Origin of the sequence: Lentibacillus daqui (assembly GCF_027186265.1) — a bacterium.
Classification (GTDB): Bacteria; Bacillota; Bacilli; order Bacillales; family Amphibacillaceae; genus Lentibacillus_C; species Lentibacillus_C daqui.
Window position 1 is genome coordinate 958,780 of sequence record NZ_CP114176.1, and the last position, 19,149, is coordinate 977,928.

Sequence of the window (19,149 nt, forward strand, 5' to 3'; positions counted from 1 at the left end):
TTCCTTTGTTTTGTTGAAATAGTAGTAGATATGAAGTAAAGGATGATGTTCATGTATCAAACCATAATCGAACCGCGCGTTTCAGAAACAGATGGTATTGGTCATATAAATAATACAACGGTGCCAGTCTGGTTTGAGGCGGGACGAAATGAGATCTTTAAATTGTTCACGCCCGATGATAACTTTGATCACTGGAGAATGATCATCTTGAATATGAACGTGGACTATGTACAGCAAATTTATTTTGGTACACCCGTACATATCTATACTTGGGTAAAAATGATAGGTAACACCAGTTTACAATTATATGAAGAAATGTGGCAGCATGGGCGATTATGTGCAAAAGATACGGTGACCTACGTGAATTTCAATGTGCAAACGCAAACATCGGAGCCAATTACAGGAAGCATCAGAGAGGAACTGGAAAACCATTATTATTAAGTGGACCTAATTTTTGAAGATAGAAGAGTCGCTTGTCCCATCCCTTCCAAGGAAAGAAGATGGAACAAGCAACTCCTGTCTTAAACTAATGAACCGCCGTTTTTCATGTATTTGATGATTCCCTCCGCTGAAAGATAGGATAGGGCGCCAAGTGTTCCTGTTGGATTGAAACTGCTGTTATGCGGGAATGCGGAGGCTCCGGCAACAAATACATTTTCGGCATCCCACATTTGTAAATATTTGTTTACAGCCGACGTGTTAGGATCATCTCCCATAATAACACCACCTGTATTGTGCGTGTTAATATAAGGGGATATATCCAATGGCTCCAGATTATTTTGGGTCTCGGTAATTTCCGCCCCCATTTCTTTCATAATTGGGCCGGTTTTCTTGGCCATGAATTCGGTTAATTTCCGGTCTTGATTGGTATAATCATAGGTCATGCGCAATAACGGGACACCATACTCATCTGTATAATTGGGATCCAGGTCAAGATAGTTTGTTCGCCATGGCATACTGGCCCCCTGGACTGCGACTTTAAGCCAGCTGTTGGCATATTTAATCGATGTCTGTTTAAATTCCTTACCCCAAGCCTTGGTTCCCTCAGGGACAACGTTGTTCGCAATGGGACGATTTCCATATTGGAACATGCGAATTCCGGCACCATGGATAAAATCCAGATCCGAGTGATCAAAATTGTCCCCGGTAAATTCAGGGATCTCCATCCCAAGTGCACCTGCGCCGGCATAAATATTAAACTTATCCTTGAAAAATCCCAGGGTACTTCCACCAGTTATTTGATAGCAATAGTTTTTCCCGATAACACCCTGACCGGTTTTAGAATCATATGGTTTACCCAGATTGGATACAAGAAGTAGTTTGGTATTATTGAATACGTAACTGGATAAGACAACCACATCTGCGGGCTGTTCAAATTCCTCCCGGGTAACTGGATTGACATAATGAACCCCAGTTGCTTTATTGCCATCATGAAGTATTTTAGTTACATTGGAATAGGTGCGTACCTCCAGCTTACCTGTTTTTTCTGCTACTGGTAAAACAGTAACCACTGGATCGGCTTTTGCACCATATTCACAACCAAAGCGTTCGCAAAATGCACAATACTGACAGGCACCACGAGCAATGCCATCTGGGTTTGTGTAATTCTCTGACAAATTTGCTGATGGTGTCATGTATGGGGAATATCCCAGCTTTTTAGTCGCCTTTTCGAACATTTCCAAAACAGGCGTTTTCAGCATTGGTTTGGTTGGATAAGGATTGGAACGTTTTCCATAAAGGGATACTTCTTCACCAGAAATGCCGGCCATTTTTTCAAATGTATCATAATATGGCTCCAGATCGTCATAGGTAATCCCCCAATCCTGAAGATCCATGCCATCCGGGATCTTGTTTTTTCCATACTTTTCTTTCGTTTTGGTAGCAATTTCAAAATCATAAGGTAAGAAACGATAGGTTTGTCCATTCCAGTGCGAACCAGCCCCACCGGTCCCGATTCCGTCCAAAAACGTGCCATATGTACGCATTGGCAAGGCGCGCATATTCTCTGTATTTCGAAATGTAAGGGTCTCCTTGGATAGGTCCTTCATCATCTCGTATCGCTGGGCATAACGCAATTCATCGTGAACCATGTAATAGTCACTTGTTTTTCTTGCTTTCCCACGTTCTAATCCAACAACCTTAATACCAGCTTTGGTTAGTTCCGAGGCAATTATTCCGCCGGCCCATCCCATTCCGACAATTACGACTGGAACCTTTGGCAGTTTTTTAGTCAATTTGTTCACTCCTTGTGCATCGTTTTAGCCACCCATATGTTCACGTAAACTTTTGGGTTCGATCTTTACAAATTCCTTTTTCATAATGGTTTCTGTATAACCTGTTTGGCTTCCCGGAAAGTCACGCATTTTCCAGCCAGCTTTATTTTTATTTCCGCCATATAAAGGATCGGCGTATGCACCTTCAATGGTCATGCTCCGTAACAGTTGGAAAAACTGTTTGGTTGTAGCACCGGTAAGTTTAAATTCTTTTGCTGCATCAAAAACCTCCAATACGTCATCCTGTTGATCATCGGATAACTGTGCGAAGTTCTTATCGTACTTTTTGTTACTATAATCATCAAGACCTTTGAGTCCAAGAGTGAAAATTTCCCTGCGATCCATTAATAATTGGTTTCCTTGGGTTGCCTCCGCCGTATAGGCTGGTCCTCTCATATAGTCTTTTGCATTCAAACCCCACGGTCCGGCAAGCTGATGGTCAATGTAATAGGGAACACCCAATTCCTTGGCACCCGGTCCAAGCTCATCTTTTGGAAAAATTCTTTCCGTTGCCGCTTCAGTTGTTTTAAATTGATCCAATGTAAAAAACATCAATGCATCATTGTAATTAACTTGCTTTTTTGCTGTGGATGCTTGTTGCTGCTCCGTTTTTTGTTTGTGCGGTATCAAGCTTCCCAATGCGCCGCCAACGACAACACCCCCAACAGCGATTCCGGAGTTTTTAATAAATTTTCGTCTGGAATGATCCACAGACTCATTTTTATCACTCATGCCTATCCTCCTCTACATCATGGCTTTATTATTTTTCGATCGTGTATGAACTTTGCGTTCTTTCCACCAAGGTACAGGGTTTATCCTTTCTCCGCGGTCATCTCAAAAAGAGCCTGTATATCGTTACCCAATTGTGCATAATCGGTTGATTTTCCGGTAATGTTTTGTTTGATCCTTTCTATTAATTCCGGGGCCTTTGGATTTGCTGTTGTTAACACTTGTACCTTGTCACCAAAGGAAACCTGCATGATTCCTTTCGCTTGTTCCAATTTACCGTTATTGTTGGTATTCTCTGTGGTATCCGCCAAAACAACGGTATCGTCAATGGCAAACACCTTAATATCCCGAATATCAGATCCTGCCAAACGATATTCTAAATGGGTAGATATTCCTTGATCATGTTGATTTTTTTCATCTGGCAGATCATAAATGTTGGAATCTTCACCTGTTGGCGTTGTATTACGATTATTTTCGCTATTGATATGTTCAATTTCTTCAACGTTATTGCGCTGATCTCTATCCCTTGCAGGTGCCGCACCCTCATTATTATTATTCATACATCCGGTTAACAGGAAAAGGACGCCGACAAAAATGATTAATGGTGCTAAGGTTGTACGCTTCATTGCAAATCCTCCCTTGTAAAAAAATTGTCTTACCATTTAATGTGTCCTTTCCATTAATTTCTATGCATTGGGACATGGGACAGTTCAAAAAAATTGTGGGATAGGAGAACCGACCTACTCGTCTAAGTGTTATACTGTGTATATAGTTTAAATAGGTGGGAGGAGTGTTGCAGATGAAGTTTTTTCATACGGCGGATTGGCATTTGGGAAAGCTTGTACAGGGTGTATATATGACAGAGGATCAGGAATACATACTGGAGCAGTTCATTCAAGCGGTGGAACAGGAGAAGCCGGATGCGGTGATTATTGCGGGGGATTTATATGATCGGGCCGTACCACCAACGGAAGCTGTTCATCTACTCAATGATGTATTGGAGACGATCGTGCTAAAGCTGCAAACGCCTGTCTTGACTATCGCGGGGAACCATGATAGTCCAAGCCGTTTAAATTTTGGCAGTAAAATGATGGAAAACAATGGTTTGTACATGGTTGGTAATGTAACGAAAGATCTCGACCCAGTCATTCTTCACGATGAACACGGGGAGGTATATTTCCATCTTGTCCCCTATACAGATCCGAGTGTTGTCAGGAACATTTTTGCCGATGAAACCATCCATACCCATGACGATGCTGCTAAAAAGATAGTTCAAGAGATTATTGAAAAAATGGATCCAACTAAACGTCATGTATTTGTTGGACATGCGTTTGTCACCCCTTTTGGAGAGGAAGAAGAAAATACTAGTGATTCGGAACGTCCGCTGGCAATTGGTGGGGCAGAATATGTGGATGCTCGCCATTATTCTAACTTCGATTACACCGCATTGGGCCATCTGCACCAAGGACACTATGTATCTAGTCAAACGATCCGCTATTCTGGTTCGATTTTAAAATATTCGATTTCCGAGGAGCATCATAAAAAGGGATTTCATGTAGTTGATATGGATGCGGACGGACAAGTTACCATTGAAAAACGGGAACTCATTCCAAAACGGGACATAAGAACGGTCGAGGCCACAATGGAAGAAATTTTAACGCATCCGATAAATGAAGACTATGTTTTTGTGCGTTTGCTGGACGAGACACCGGTTTTATCGCCAATGGAAAAAATTCGTTCGGTCTACCCGAATGCGATGCATGTGGCACGGAAAAATTACTTGATGACCCCAACTGGTGAAGCAAAGGAAATTAATAATCGCAGCAATCGCAGTCAGCTGGAGTTATTTCATGCTTTTTACGAAGAAGTCAAGGGGGAAAAGGCATCGGAGGAAACCGAGACTATTTTTAAAGAGGTACTGGATGAACTGCTAACCGAGGAAAAAGAAACACAACAAGACATCAAACAAAAGAATTTCGTTGCACATTCATAAAGGGAGGAGTAACAATTGCGACCGCTAACTCTAACCATGACGGCATTTGGTCCGTATAAAGATAAAACAACCATTGATTTTAACGAGTTACAGGATAATAAATTATTTGTCATTTCCGGAAATACCGGTGCAGGAAAAACAACGATATTTGATGCAATTTGTTTTGCGTTGTACGGAGCAGCAAGTGGTCAGGACCGGGAAAATAATAATATGCTGCGCAGTCAATTTGCTAATGATGATACCCATACATCGGTTGAGCTGATATTTGAATTAAATAACAAGGTTTACCGGATACTTCGCCAGTTAGGTCATGTGAAAAAGGGGAATAAGACGAAAACGGGAGAACGGTATGAATTTTATGAGCTCGTTGATGGTGGTGAATCTCCATGTGTTGACAGGCAAATTGTTTCCGAGATTGATAAAAAAGTAGAAACATTAATGGGATTAACACAGGATCAGTTTAAACAAATTGTGATGTTGCCACAGGGGGAGTTTCGTAAATTACTAACCTCACAAACGGAAAATAAAGAAGATATCTTAAGACGTTTGTTCAAAACCGAACCGTACAAACATATTAGTGAACGTTTACGCTATAAAAAGGATTTGATTTCCGAAAAATATCAACAAGAAGAACAAAAACGCAATACGTATGTCGAAAATATCCGCGCAACTTTACCCGAACGTGATGGGTCGCCTGTTTTTCAAGTGTTGGGTGAGGAGCATTACAACGTCAATCAAGTGCTTCATGCATTGGATCAGGAAGTGGCGTTTTATCAGCAACAAATTATGGCTGACCAGAAAGCGTATGAACAGGCCTATCAAGCTCATGACAAAAAGCAAACTGAATTTCATGCAGCCAAGAGTTTAAATGAACGCTTCCAGGAACTTGAAGACAAAAAGATTCATTTAAGTAAGTTAGAACAACAGACAGTGGAATATGACGAGAAGGAAAAGCAGCTAAAACAGGCTGAACAAGCGGCTGGACTGGAAGCCTATGAAAAACAGTTAATGGAATGGCGTCAGGATGAACAAGCCAAAAAGCAGAACGTAGAAAATGCCGAAAAATCGCTTCAACAGGCAAACGAAATGCTTCGTGAACGTAAGCAAGTTTATGAGCAAGAGGAAAAGAAAGCATCGGAGCAGGAGGATGTTCGTAAAAAACTAGATCGGTTACAAAGATATCTGCCGATTGTCGAAGAACTGGATCAGCAAAAACAGGAATTACAGGATTTACAGAACAGAGGAAAACGGACATTTAAAGATGTTACTGAAATGCAAGCAACTCTAACGGAAAAGAAAAACCAGCTGGACAAGCAGACTGGTGAAATAAAGCAGCTGGATACGAAGGTTGATCAATTACCGGATAAACAAGAGCAATTGATGGAGTTAGGTAAACAATCCGATATGTTGAAGGATTATTTGGATGCGAAGGCTAAGCAAGCAGAATTGGAACAAATTTTACAAGAAAAGAAGCAGGAGTTTGTAAGCAAAAAGCGTTTTTATCAAGAATTGGAGCAGGCATGGCTGAATAATCAGGCGTTTGTTTTGGCAAATCATTTGCACGATGGCGAGGCTTGCCCTGTTTGTGGCAGTAAAGAGCATCCGAATAAAGCAATAAGTTCTAAAGGTGCGGTGACAAAACAACAACTGGAAGCGGCAAAGAAAGCATTGGATAAAAAGGATAAGGATTATAGTGATGCATCTGCCAAGGTTGACTTGAATCAAGACACACTACAGGAAAAAGTGCAGAAACTTGCGGATTATTCGATCACAACCGATGATGCTGAAACTGTACGAGATCGCATTGTTACAGCGGGGAAAAAATTGAAAGCAGAAGTCATGGAGTTGCGAGCTTCTAAAAAGAAACTGCAAACTTTAAAAGGAACGCAAGAAACTTTACAGAATGAATGCAAACAGTTGGAAGAAAAAAAGGAACAGTTGGATAAGAATTATCAGAAATTAAAAACAGCTTATGAGTCAGCCCGTGCGGTTTACCAGGATCGATTAAAGCAAATCCCGGAAGAAGTACAGGTTTTAACAGAACTGAAAAAGCAAATCAAAACAACCGAACAACGAAAGTCGAAACTGGAACAAGCTTGGGAAACAGCACAAAAACAGCTGCAACAGGCAAAAGAGGCACAAACAAAAGCAGCATCCAATTCGGAACATGCCAATAAACAGCTTGCAGAAACAACTGCAAAACTTGAGCAAGCGGAGCAGCGTTTTTATCAAGCACTTGATACGACCGGATTTTCTACCGAAGAAGCATACCAGCGAGCAAAACGATCTGATCAGGAACGGCAGGATTTGCGCCAAGCCATTGAGCAGTTTAAGCAGAACCTTTCAACTACGAAACAACTGGTACAAGAGCTAAAGACATCGTTAAATGGTAAGCAAAAAGCTGACTTGAGCGCATTACAGGAACAATTGGAAACATTGAAACAAGCCTATGAATCGGCATTAAATAAGCGGGATCAGTCAAAAGCATATTTTCGGGAGGCTGGGCAATTAATCGCCAATATCCGCGATGCTAATGAACAGGTGAAAGCCTTGGAAAAACAATTAAGCAGTATCACCGATTTATACGATGTACTCCGGGGACAAAACAGCCGAAAAATATCGTTTGAGCGGTATCTGCAAATCGAATATTTGGAGCAAATTATCGAATCAGCTAATGAACGTTTGAAGCGGTTATCCAATGGTCAGTTTTTCCTAATCCGTAGTGAGCGTCAGGAAGCCCACGGCAGACAAAGCGGACTTGGTTTGGATGTGTACGATGCTTATACAGGGCAAACGAGGGATGTCAAAACACTGTCCGGTGGAGAGAAATTCAATGCTTCCTTATGTCTGGCATTGGGAATGTCTGACGTGATTCAAAGTTTTCAAGGGAATATATCGATTGAGACGATGTTTATTGATGAAGGTTTTGGTACATTGGATGAAGAATCATTAAATAAAGCCATCGATGCCTTAATTGACTTGCAACAGTCAGGCCGGATGATCGGCGTCATTTCCCACGTCCAAGAGTTAAAAAATATCTTCCCGGCAGTATTGGAAGTCAAGAAAACCAGAGAAGGTCACAGTCACACTCAGTTTGTCGTCAAGTAGGGACAAAGGGACGGTTCCTCTGCCCCGTGTCCCGCAAAGGAGTTATCATCATGGTTTATCCGGGGAAAAGGTTTAATTTGAAATGGAAAATGATTGTGTCGATTAGTGTGTTGGTAATTGGCATTTGTGTTATTTTTGGCCTGTTTCTTCATTCGTTTATTTCTAAGACGATGGAGGAACAAATTGGCAAAAGGGCGTTAAGTGTGTCACAAAGTGTAGCAAACATGCCGGAAATACAAGCTGCTTTTGAATTGGAAAATCCGGCTTCGGTGATCCAGAAGGTTGTTCTGCCCATTCAACAGCAGACTGGTGCAGAATTTATTGTCGTCGGAAACACAAAAGGGATCCGTTACTCACATCCCGACCCGGACAAATTGGGTAAAAAAATGGTTGGCGGGGATAATGAGCGCGCACTAAGTGGTGAATCATATACATCGAAGCGGGTAGGCTCACTGGGGTTATCCATTCGTGGCAAGACACCGATTTATGATAAGAATGGCAAGGTTATCGGTGTCGTATCGGTTGGATTTTTGAATAATGATGTTCAGCATATCATTCAACGGCAAAGTAAATCGGTATGGATCACGCTAGCAGGGGTTGTTCTAGTGGGAATCATTGGTGCAATTGTGATTTCCATCTATTTAAAACGATTGTTATCAGGGATGGAACCAGAGGAAATCTCCCAAGTATTACTTCAAAAGGAAGCCATTTTGCAGTCAACCCATGAAGGGCTTATTGCCGTTAATGAAACAGGGATGGTGACGATGATTAATGCAGCGGCCCAGCGGATCTTGTTTCATCAAACAGTATCAGATGATCGTTATACTGGCAGACCCATTCAGGAGATTCTACCGCATACGGGGTTATTCGCGGTTTTGAAAAATGGGGAGAGCCATTATAATCGGGAAATGGTCCTCGGTGACACAGTTGTTCTTGTGAATCGCATGCCCATTTTTCGTCACCATATAATTGTTGGCGCAGTAGCAACCTTTCGGGAAAAAACAGAGCTGGAACATGTCACGAATGAGTTACTGCAAATTAAGCAATATGCCAATGCACAGCGGGCGCAGACACATGAATTTTCCAATAAACTATATACGATTCTAGGTTTGCTTCAATTGGATCAGACCGATGAAGCGATCGCCTTTATCAAAAAGGAAAGTGATAGTCAGTTAGGATGGTCAGAGTTTTTGGTGAAACATATTGCTGATCCAATGGTTCAAGGGCTTCTTCAGGGGAAAATCAATCAAGCAAACGAGCTTGGGATTACCATGTCGATTGATCCAGACAGTCAGTTAACAACCCGGTTTAAAGGAGATAAGCAAGATGCCTTGTTAACAGCGGTCGGAAACTTGATTGAAAACGCGATGGATGCATTGAAACAGAACCCGGATGATCAGCGGGAGATTGCTATCTTCTTTACCGACATAGGAGAAGATGTCATTTTGGAGGTGGATGATTCTGGATCAGGAATCTCCATGGACGAGGCACCACATATTTTTGACCAGGGATATTCCACGAAACAAGGATCTCACCGTGGAACAGGCCTTGCACTGACCAAACACAGGTTACAAGAAGTTAACGGAACGATCATGTTGGAAGAAGGAGATCTTGGTGGAGCTTGCTTTATCGTGATCATACCAAAAGATGAAGGTGATAACAATGTCTGATAGCATTCATGTGCTTATTATTGAAGATGATTTTCGAATTGCGGAAATCCAGCGGCAATTCGTAGAAAAGGTGGAAGGATTTGTTGTTGACTATTGTGCAAAAACCGCTCAGGAAGCATTCACTTTTTTGCAAAGTCCTGACACCCAAGTTGATTTGATTTTATTAGATATATATATTCCGGATGTCGAGGGATTGGAGCTATTTTGGCAGTTGCGTACGTTCTATCATGATGTGGATATTGCCATCGTGACTGCTGCTGCGGAAACTAGCACAATTAGCGAAATTCTCCGGGGCGGGATCATAGATTACATTATAAAACCTGTGGATGCGAAGCGGTTTGAACAAATGTTGACGAGGTTTAAGCAACGAAAAAGTTTTCTGGCGTCCAGGGAAAAGTTGAACCAGGATGACATAGACATGCTTACAGGTACGGTAAATTCCGTGTTTCCTGCTAATAAATCCAATGACAAATTGCCAAAAGGTATTGATTCGATTACATTGGATGAAATTACCGATTTATTACAGAAGCAAAAAGTCAACGGCATTACAGCGGTTGAATTAAGCAAACAAATTGGAACAAGTCGTTCGACAGCTCGAAGGTATTTAGAATATCTAGTATCTATTAAGCGAGTGCAACCAACACTTTTGTATGGAAATGTAGGCAGACCAGAACGGCAATATATCCTTCGTGAAACTTATGAACAAAATGAGTAATATAGAAAATAATCGCTTTATGAATAGAAGGTTTATCTCCCCCTTCTATTCATGGTATTTTATAAAAAGTCATTTATTTGTTAACGTTTTCACCGTTAAATGATCTAATTTTGAAAACAGAAGGGAGATATAACATTGAGTCTTAGTTTAATCGGTTTTGTAACCATATTGGTCATTGTCCTAATACTTATTAGCGGGCGCATGACGCCAATTATACCGTTATTACTAATCCTGAATTATTCACTGAAATTCTATAATACAGTTTAAAAGCTTATCTGACAGTCGGTTTAGCCAAAACATTTATTCATCTAATAAATGAAAAAAGAACCCATTTTCTGTTACAGTTAAAGTACCAACAAAAACCAACAGAAAGGGGTTCTTATATTGGCTACTTTACCGCAAATACCGCTAGATTTCAATCGCCAAATCAAATTATCTAACGATGGTGGTGCACTTTCATCCGATACAGGTGAACTCTTATTCCGAGAGTTCGATGAAAAGATTGGCTTCTTCTCAACGCTGACAAAGCATTTAAAGCTTAAAGATGATCGACGTTACTATGTTCACTCCAATGAACAGTTACTTCGCCAAAAGATGTATCAAATCATTGCTGGATATGCCGAAGATGACGCAGCTGATCAATTAACGAATGATCCTGTCTTTACGCAGGTTGTAGGAACAGATGCTTTAGCTTCCCAGCCAAGTTTATCCCGGCTTTTCCCACGATTTGATGATGAATCGATGGAACAATTAAACCAGGCAAACCAGGAACTTTTAGACAAGGTGCATCAATATAGAAATGCCAAGTCGATTATTCTGGATTTGGATTCCACTCATGCAGATACATATGGCGATCAGGAGGATGCAACATTCAATACGCATTATGGAACCATTGGATTTCATCCTTTAGTTGCTTTTGACGGTATCACCGGCGATTTTTTGAAAGCAAAACTACGCCCAGGCAATGTCTATACTTCCAATGGCGTGGTGGATTTTATCGAGCCTGTTATCAACCATTACAATGAGCAGTTTCCTGAAACCATCCCGTTTCTGCGTGGTGACAGTGGCTTCGCCGTCCCGGGTCTATATGAACTGTGCGAGGATGAATCGGTTTATTATGTGATTCGTTTGAAATCCAATCCTAATTTGCAGCGACTTGCCGATGAGCTGCATCCTTCCACTGTTCCAACCGATGTGACAAAATCGGAAATCTATTATGAAGAAGCCGAGTATCAGGCAAAATCATGGTCCAAGCCAAGAAAAGTGATCATCCAATCCGTTCGTCCGGCCGGTGAATTGTTTTTTACGCACGCTTTCTTTGTAACGAACCTGACTGATGTCTTCTCTCCTAAAGATATTGTTCATTCCTACCAGAAAAGAGGAACGATGGAGAATTATATCAAGGAATCCAAAAATGGGTTTAACCTGGATCGCATGAGCAGCCATAAATTTGAATGCAATGAGGTTAGAATGATGCTTAGTTTGTTAGCTTATAACCTTACGAATTGGATGCGTACGCTTTGTTTTCCTGAAGAACAGAAAAACATGCGGATCCAAACGATACGAACTAGAATCATTAAAGTCGCCAGTAAATTGGTAAAGTCAGGACGATCTCTTTACTTTAAATTAGCCTCCAGCTTTGTGTATCAATCGTTTTTCTGGAAAGTATTACAGCGAATTCAAAGATTACAATTAGAGTGAGGCCATACCGCTGTTCTCTAAGCACATTTAAAAAAAACATCGTAAGACCAAGGGAGTCGTATGTCCAAAAAATAGAGATTTTCAAGGATCTCCAGTTTAAGCAAACCATTTCTGGAAAGGTTCCATCTTATTTTACGAAAATAACCCAGGGCTAAGCTTCATTTATCTTTTTGGTTAGAAGTATGAATAATTCAGGCTAATTCCGATTCTCGGAGCGTTTGCTACCGGTTTCGGTATGTCGAAAATTGGTGATTTCTTTGGTGATGGTGTTGCTGATGTCATGGACGTTGCGATTATGTTTATTTTCGCAATATTGTTCTTCGGAATTATGTCGGACGTTGGCTTATTTGATCCGTTAATCAATGGTTTGATTGCGATTTCACGGGGGAACGTGATTGCCATTAGTGTGGGAAGTGTATTAATCGCCGCTATAGCCCATTTGGATGGTTCAGGAGCATCAACTTTTTTAATTACCATTCCGGCATTATTACCGCTGTATAAACGGTTGAAAATGAATCCATATTTTCTGTTGCTATTAATTGGCGGAAGCGCCAGTATCATGAACATGATTCCATGGGCAGGGCCACTTGGACGAACCGCATCGGTCTTAAATATCGATGTTACGGAACTATGGAGACCGCTAATTCCCATCCAAATCATCGGGATGGTGTTGATGGTTGGATTAGCAGTGCTATTGGGATATCGCGAACAACGACGAATCAAAAAACAATATGGTTCGGTTGAAGCCGCCGCAGCTGCTGATGTCGCCGCGGAAGATGATGATCCCAAAAATGAAGGTGACGTACCGGAGAAGGAAAAATCGCTTGCTCGTCCAAAATTACTGTGGGTGAACGTCATTCTAACGATTGGTGTCATTGCTATTTTGGTATGGGGAATCATTCCACCCGGTTTTGCCTTTATGATCGGTGTTAGTTTGGCCTTGCTGATTAACTACCCGAAAGTAAAAGATCAAATGGCACGTATTCAGACACATGCGCCGAATGCACTCACGATGGCTACTATTATTCTGGCTGCGGGTTCATTTTTGGGGATTTTAACCGGAACAGGGATGCTCGATGCCATTGCTGGAGATGTCGTGAAAGTTTTACCGGCATTTGTTGCACCATTCTTGCATATCATTATTGGCGTTTTGGGTGTGCCGTTCGATTTATTATTGAGTACCGATGCCTATTACTTTGCATTATTGCCTGTTATCGAACAAATTGCCTCCGGTTTTGGAGTCGATTCATTATCTACCGCATATTCCATGATTATCGGGAACATTGTCGGCACCTTTGTCAGCCCATTTTCTCCGGCGCTTTGGCTTGCATTGGGTCTTGCCAACCTGGAAATGGGACGACATATTCGCTATTCCCTCGGCTGGATGTGGGGGCTCAGTATTATCTTATTAATTATCGCCGTATTTATGGGGATTATAGTTATATAGTGACAAAGGGTACTATCGTGTTAACGGGTTAATAATACACTTTGAATTTGGGAAAAGGGCGGAGAGCATATGAGCTTCGTCCTTTTTTCTTAAATAGCCGGAGTTGAACAAACATCGTCACTTGATTAAATAATGTATTTGAAGAAATAACGGATTTCACCCAAGTATAGACGGGTCTTTTTTTAATTGTGGATTAATTCTCACGGTAGATTCAAGTCCCACATTCCGAGAAATCAAGCCGAGATAATGTTTCCTATAGTTGCTTCAAAAAGGAATTTTCTCGTTGCTAGTTTGATAGGCAAGCTACTATAATAGAAATGGAATTGCATGTATCGATTTTTTTAATAAGGATGATAGGTATGCCAAAACAAATTTTAAAAAACGATTGGGCGCCGTTACTTGATGAAGAGTTTTCTAAACCGTATTACCTGCAATTACGGGAGTTTCTAAAAAGAGAGTATACTCAACAAACGGTTTATCCGGACATGTATGATATTTTTAACGCCCTTCATTTCACTGGCTTTGGACAGGTAAAAGTGGTCATTCTTGGTCAGGACCCCTACCATGGTCCGAATCAAGCGCACGGTCTGAGTTTTTCCGTACAACCTGGAATATCCCAGCCACCATCATTAAGAAATATCTTTAAAGAGTTACAGGACGATTTGGGCTGCGCAATACCAAATCATGGGTACCTGGGCAGCTGGACGGAACAGGGTGTACTACTATTAAATACTGTTTTAACGGTTAGGGCCGGGCAAGCGCACTCACATAAAGGAATGGGGTGGGAGATTTTTACCAACCGGGTAATTGAGTCGTTGAATCAGAAGGAAAATCCGGTTGTCTACATCCTTTGGGGTGCGGCTGCTCAAAGGAAACAAGAACTTATTGATACATCAAAGCATTATGTTGTCAAATCACCTCATCCCAGTCCGTTATCTGCCCATCGCGGCTTTTTTGGAAGCAGGCCTTTCTCCAAGACAAATCGGATATTAAAGCAAATTGGGCTGGAGGAAATAAATTGGGAGGTTCCAAATCTGAATTAAATACCTAAGATAAGGAGAAATATCCCAGCAAGTGCGCACTCGAGTTTGTGCGTCGCTAACCAGACACTTTATCCCATGCCCATGTTGCAATATTTTTGTGCAGTCAGGGGAAAATAACATAGATACCGCAGAAAGGATAAAAGAGCCGTCCCTATGTCCCGCATTCGGGTGCAACGTCCATTTTGAGTTTAAAAGTATTTCATGCGGGAATTGTAAATTTAAGTGGGAATTTGACGGTTTTACATAGATATTTTTGAGATGTGGAGAGTGAACTATGAGGAAACAAATAACTATCCTTTTTCTTGTCATGGGAACGTTGCTACTGGCAGCGTGTGCAGAAACGACTACAACAGTTTCCAAGCAGGATGAACAAAATAATGATAAAAAGTCGGTAAAGGTTAATAAGTCTACAACTGGCGATAAGAAAGAACAAGGGGATAAACAAAAGACTGTTACCAAGCCATTTAAGGCAATAAAACCACCTGAGGATGCAAAATTGCTGGAAACCAATTATTCTGATGAAGAAAAAGAAAAAATGCCGGATCAAGAGGCTCATGGTGAGGAAAGCGCACGAACGGTTTCGCTCGGACAGACCTTATTACAGGATAAGAAGGATACTTCCAATGGCCCGCTTAAAGATCATCGGCTGGTTGCCTTCTATGGAACACCGAAGTCGGAAAACATGGGGATTCTAGGTGAATATCCCCCCGATGAAATGATGAAGAAATTGAAAGAACAAACAGAAGAATATTCCAAAATTGACCCAGATCGGCCGGCGATACCAACGATCGAATTAATTGCTACAGTCGCACAGCGCTCACCGGGTCCGGATGGATTGTATGTTGCCAAGCCTTCTAAAGAGGTGATTGATGAATATGCCAAGTTGGCTGAAGAACATGATGCATTACTACTTTTAGATATCCAATTGGGACGGGCGGAAGTGATGGACGAACTAAAAAAGGTTGCACCCTATTTAAAATTACCACATGTTCACTTGGCGATTGACACGGAATACAGTGTTGGGGAAGGTGAAATTCCCGGCGAAGATCTAGGTGAAGTCGATGGGGAGGACATTCAAGAAGCTGTCGAATATGTTGACAAATTAGTCGAAGAGAACAATCTGCCAGACAAAATAGTACTGGTTCATCAATTTGGTAATGGCATTGTTACAAACAAGGAAAAAATCAAACCAACCAAACATGTTGAAGTACCCCTAAACTATGATGGATTTGGGGACCCGGCAATCAAAATGAGTGCATATGGGAAGTTAGTCAGGAAGCAGCCAATTCAGTACGGTGGATTTAAACTATTTTACAAAAATGATGATCCACTGCTTTCTCCGGAGGACGTTCTAAAACTTGACCCGGCTCCGGCAGTTATTGATTATCAATAATGGGTGTAGTGGATTTGTTAAGGGCTTGATGCACATGCTCTACAACCTTTTGATTAGATTTACGCCTGCTTGATCAACGCTCATGCGCCCAGTCAACTCGAATCCGCTCGAGCAAAGAGGGAGACATACTTATTCAGTAATTTTAGTCTGTTCCCTTGTCTCAAAGATTTGATTTGGTATATTTATGGTAAAGTGTAAGTAGACATAGGTATGAAGGCTTTTGTCTACAGAGATTTTTTAAGTAGGTGTATAATTATAGCTGAAAGGAGATGTTTGGAATGGCACAGTATACGATTAAATTACTTAAAAAGGAAATGGTTGCCAAGGATACGATGGCTTTTCATTGGGAAAAACCAGAGGGATTTGAATTTAAGGCAGGACAGTTTGGAGATTTTACCTTAATTAATCCTAGCGAAACAGATGATGAAGGAAATACAAGAGCTTTTTCATTTGTATGCGCGCCCAGTGAAGATAAATTGGTAACCACAACTCGTTTACGGGATTCTGCTTTTAAACGGGTACTGAAAGATTTACCAGAAGGAAGCGAGGTAAAATTCGATGCACCGCATGGTAATTTCACCCTGCATAAAACGGAATCTACACCGGCTGTATTTCTAATTGGCGGTATTGGTATTACCCCGGTTCGCAGCATGATTGCAGAGGCCACAAACCAACAAACATCACATGATATCACGCTGTTATATTCGAATAAAACACCTAAAGACGCGCCTTTTCAGTCTGATTTGCAGGAAATGGAGGATAAAAACGCTCATTTCACATTTGTGCCGGTGATGACACAAACCGATGCTACTGAATGGAACGGTGAAAGTGGTCATATTGATGCGGAAATGTTAAAACGATATGTTTCTGATGTTAGTGCACCAATTTACTATCTTGCTGGCCCGGCCGATATGGTACAGGCAATGCAGAAAATGTTAATTGATGCAGGGGCAAATGAAGATAATATTCGCGCTGAAGAATTTTCCGGTTATTAATTAAACATTCATCTCAAGGTAACAGGTATGCGTTCTTTTGCCGGAACGTGTACCTGTTTTTTCATATCATCCGATGGTTAGCGGGTGGGATCACTAATCAAATTTGGATAAATTTGGTGGGATAAGGTGCCTGTCCCTTTGTACCAGTAGACTTGTTTTTGATTTTGGGCTAAGCTAAAGTAAAGTGTTGTAACGAAGGGGGAATTGATTGTGGATATTGCGGTAATTGGATCCAACAATGTAGATTTGATTACATATATTGATAAAATGCCAAAGAAAGGTGAAACGCTTGAGGCACCAAATTTTGAGATGGGGTGTGGTGGAAAAGGTGCCAATCAGGCTGTTGCAGCAGCTAAACTAGGGGCAGATGTGATGATGGTTACCAAAGTAGGGGATGACATGTTTGCCGATAATACGATTGCAAATTTTGAAAAACACGGAATTAATACCGAATTCACGAAGAAAGTTCCGGGAACAACTAGTGGCGTTGCTCCCATTTTTGTTGATCCTAACTCAGAAAACCGGATTCTTATCATTAAAGGCGCCAATCAGCATCTAAAACCAGCAGATATCGATGAAGCGGCGGATAAATTAAAACAGTGTAAACTTATCGTTCTGCAATTAGAAGTGCCAATCCCAACGGTTTATCATGCGATCGAATTCGGCAGCCAACATGGTATACCAGTTATTTTTAATCCGGCACCGGCGACAAAAGATTTAGATTTTCAATACGTTACCATGTGCGATTTTGTGGTTCCAAATGAAACAGAACTGGAGCTGATTTCCGGAATGCCAGTGGAAACAGAAGATCAGGTACTTAAGGCGGCGCACTACCTGCTTGAAAAAGGGGTCACAAATGTAATTATTACGCTGGGTCGTCGTGGGGTGCTCTGGGTAACAAAAGATACGGTCCAACGGTTTAATGCATATACAGTTCAGGCGGTTGACACAACAGGTGCCGGAGATGCATTTATTGGTTGTTTTGCCCATTCATTTATCCAAACAGAAGATGTTGCACAGGCAATCAAACGTGCCCAAGCCTTTGCTGCGCTGAGTGTGACAAAACATGGAACACAAACTTCTTACCCAACGGAAGCTGAACTGACCGCATTTTTAAATGAACAACATAAGTAAAAGGGAGAGAACTATCATGTTATTAGGTGGAATTGAAGCGGGCGGAACGAAATTTGTTTGTGCTGTCGGAGATGAATCTGGGAAAATAATCGCAAAAACAAGCTTTCCAACAACAGAACCGGATGAAACACTGCGGCAGGTTCGACAATTTTTTCAGCAACACCATGCGGATGCGGTTGGAATTGGTTGTTTCGGACCAGTTGATCTGGATGAAAAAAGCAATACGTATGGTACCATTTTAAACACGCCGAAAACGAAATGGAAACAGTATGATATATTAACCAAGTTGAAAACCGATTTACAAATTCCTGTTTCTATTGATACCGATGTTAATGCCGCAGCACTGGGGGAGTACCTGTATGGTGCCGGTAAAGATGTGGACAGTTGTATGTACATTACGGTCGGAACAGGAATTGGCGCCGGCTTTGTCCATCATGGGAAAACATATATTGGTAAAAGCCATCCGGAAATGGGACATCTACTCATTCAGCAACATAAGGATGACACGTTTGCCGGGAATTGTCCCTATCACGGAAATTGCTTGGAGGGACTTGCCTCTGGCCCGGCAATTGAACAACGGTATGGGGAAAAAGGTGTTGAACTAGCTAATGATGTACATGTATGGGAACTGGAAGCCTATTATCTGGCACAAGCAATCATGAATTATTTCCTTGTCCTATCTCCGGAACGAATTATTTTGGGTGGTGGAGTCATGAAACAAGAACAATTATACCCGCGGATTCGTGAAAAATTTCGGGAATTATTAAACAGTTATCTTGACGTTGAAAATATGGATAAATTAATTGTTGCCCCAGAACTCAATGATGAACAGGGCATAAGAGGAGCAATGGAATTGTTGCGGCAATAATGGAGCTTGCCCCGTCAAAGCCATTGATCACAGCATTGCCCGTCCCGTAGAAGAATCGGGTTGGGGAGCTAATTGAACCA

At 41.4% G+C, this 19,149-nt stretch carries 14 protein-coding genes and 1 pseudogene; 12 read left to right on the forward strand and 3 right to left on the reverse strand.

Going from position 1 to position 19,149, the window contains the following annotated elements; translation table 11 throughout:
- Window positions 1-51: 51 nt before the first annotated feature.
- Complete coding sequence (locus O2S85_RS05000) at window positions 52-441, forward strand: acyl-CoA thioesterase (RefSeq protein WP_269411602.1); 390 nt, start codon at window positions 52-54, stop codon at window positions 439-441.
- 80 nt (window positions 442-521) lie between these two features.
- Here the strand turns inward: O2S85_RS05000 and O2S85_RS05005 are convergent, their stop codons facing one another.
- From O2S85_RS05005 to O2S85_RS05015, 3 genes are all read right to left on the reverse strand, one after another.
- On the reverse strand, window positions 522-2,234 hold the full coding sequence (locus O2S85_RS05005) for a GMC family oxidoreductase (protein WP_269411603.1): 1,713 nt from the start codon (window positions 2,232-2,234) through the stop codon (window positions 522-524).
- A gap of 24 nt (window positions 2,235-2,258) precedes the next feature.
- The gene (locus O2S85_RS05010; protein WP_269411604.1) at window positions 2,259-3,005 is read right to left on the reverse strand and encodes a gluconate 2-dehydrogenase subunit 3 family protein; all 747 of its coding nucleotides are present in this window, start codon (window positions 3,003-3,005) and stop codon (window positions 2,259-2,261) included.
- Window positions 3,006-3,085: 80 nt separating this feature from the next.
- Window positions 3,086-3,628 carry a hypothetical protein gene (locus O2S85_RS05015; RefSeq protein WP_269411605.1) on the reverse strand — a complete coding sequence of 181 codons (543 nt, stop codon included), beginning with the start codon at window positions 3,626-3,628 and terminating at the stop codon, window positions 3,086-3,088.
- A gap of 173 nt (window positions 3,629-3,801) precedes the next feature.
- On the opposite strand from O2S85_RS05015, the gene O2S85_RS05020 reads away from it, so the two are divergent.
- The 11 genes and pseudogenes from O2S85_RS05020 to O2S85_RS05070 all read left to right on the forward strand — a co-directional run bounded on the left by O2S85_RS05020 (window position 3,802) and on the right by O2S85_RS05070 (window position 19,069).
- The gene (locus O2S85_RS05020) at window positions 3,802-4,995 is read left to right on the forward strand and encodes an exonuclease SbcCD subunit D (RefSeq protein WP_269411606.1); all 1,194 of its coding nucleotides are present in this window, start codon (window positions 3,802-3,804) and stop codon (window positions 4,993-4,995) included.
- 15 nt (window positions 4,996-5,010) lie between these two features.
- Complete coding sequence (locus tag O2S85_RS05025) at window positions 5,011-8,103, forward strand: AAA family ATPase (protein ID WP_269411607.1); 3,093 nt, start codon at window positions 5,011-5,013, stop codon at window positions 8,101-8,103.
- A gap of 50 nt (window positions 8,104-8,153) precedes the next feature.
- Complete coding sequence (locus O2S85_RS05030; RefSeq protein WP_269411608.1) at window positions 8,154-9,773, forward strand: ATP-binding protein; 1,620 nt, start codon at window positions 8,154-8,156, stop codon at window positions 9,771-9,773.
- On the forward strand, window positions 9,766-10,488 hold the full coding sequence (locus O2S85_RS05035) for a response regulator (RefSeq protein ID WP_269411609.1): 723 nt from the start codon (window positions 9,766-9,768) through the stop codon (window positions 10,486-10,488). Before O2S85_RS05030 ends, O2S85_RS05035 begins: the two co-directional genes overlap by 8 nt.
- 384 nt (window positions 10,489-10,872) lie before the next feature.
- A complete protein-coding gene (locus tag O2S85_RS05040) occupies window positions 10,873-12,189 on the forward strand; it encodes an IS1380 family transposase (protein WP_269410923.1) in 1,317 nt (438 codons plus the stop codon).
- A 202-nt stretch (window positions 12,190-12,391) separates the two neighbouring features.
- A pseudogene (locus O2S85_RS05045) lies at window positions 12,392-13,636 on the forward strand (CitMHS family transporter); the annotation flags it as partial.
- A 359-nt stretch (window positions 13,637-13,995) separates the two neighbouring features.
- Window positions 13,996-14,679, forward strand: coding sequence for a uracil-DNA glycosylase (locus tag O2S85_RS05050; protein ID WP_269411610.1), 684 nt, complete (start codon window positions 13,996-13,998; stop codon window positions 14,677-14,679).
- Between the two features lie 274 nt (window positions 14,680-14,953).
- Entirely contained in the window at window positions 14,954-16,072 is a 1,119-nt protein-coding gene (locus O2S85_RS05055) for a hypothetical protein (RefSeq protein ID WP_269411611.1), read from the forward strand.
- 278 nt (window positions 16,073-16,350) lie between these two features.
- On the forward strand, window positions 16,351-17,067 hold the full coding sequence (locus O2S85_RS05060) for a ferredoxin--NADP reductase (RefSeq protein WP_269411612.1): 717 nt from the start codon (window positions 16,351-16,353) through the stop codon (window positions 17,065-17,067).
- A gap of 210 nt (window positions 17,068-17,277) precedes the next feature.
- On the forward strand, window positions 17,278-18,201 hold the full coding sequence (rbsK, locus tag O2S85_RS05065; RefSeq protein ID WP_269411613.1) for a ribokinase: 924 nt from the start codon (window positions 17,278-17,280) through the stop codon (window positions 18,199-18,201).
- A gap of 16 nt (window positions 18,202-18,217) precedes the next feature.
- Entirely contained in the window at window positions 18,218-19,069 is an 852-nt protein-coding gene (locus tag O2S85_RS05070) for an ROK family protein (protein ID WP_269411614.1), read from the forward strand.
- Window positions 19,070-19,149 lie beyond the last annotated feature (80 nt).

Coding starts and splice junctions, on each gene's coding strand:
- O2S85_RS05070 (WP_269411614.1), top strand. CDS start 18,218: ATGTTATTAGGTGGAATTGAAGCGGGCGGAACGAAATTTGTTTGTGCT.
- O2S85_RS05015 (WP_269411605.1), bottom strand. CDS start 3,628: ATGAAGCGTACAACCTTAGCACCATTAATCATTTTTGTCGGCGTCCTT.
- O2S85_RS05035 (WP_269411609.1), top strand. CDS start 9,766: ATGTCTGATAGCATTCATGTGCTTATTATTGAAGATGATTTTCGAATT.
- O2S85_RS05050 (WP_269411610.1), top strand. CDS start 13,996: ATGCCAAAACAAATTTTAAAAAACGATTGGGCGCCGTTACTTGATGAA.
- O2S85_RS05060 (WP_269411612.1), top strand. CDS start 16,351: ATGGCACAGTATACGATTAAATTACTTAAAAAGGAAATGGTTGCCAAG.
- O2S85_RS05000 (WP_269411602.1), top strand. CDS start 52: ATGTATCAAACCATAATCGAACCGCGCGTTTCAGAAACAGATGGTATT.
- O2S85_RS05020 (WP_269411606.1), top strand. CDS start 3,802: ATGAAGTTTTTTCATACGGCGGATTGGCATTTGGGAAAGCTTGTACAG.
- O2S85_RS05010 (WP_269411604.1), bottom strand. CDS start 3,005: ATGAGTGATAAAAATGAGTCTGTGGATCATTCCAGACGAAAATTTATT.
- O2S85_RS05055 (WP_269411611.1), top strand. CDS start 14,954: ATGAGGAAACAAATAACTATCCTTTTTCTTGTCATGGGAACGTTGCTA.
- O2S85_RS05030 (WP_269411608.1), top strand. CDS start 8,154: ATGGTTTATCCGGGGAAAAGGTTTAATTTGAAATGGAAAATGATTGTG.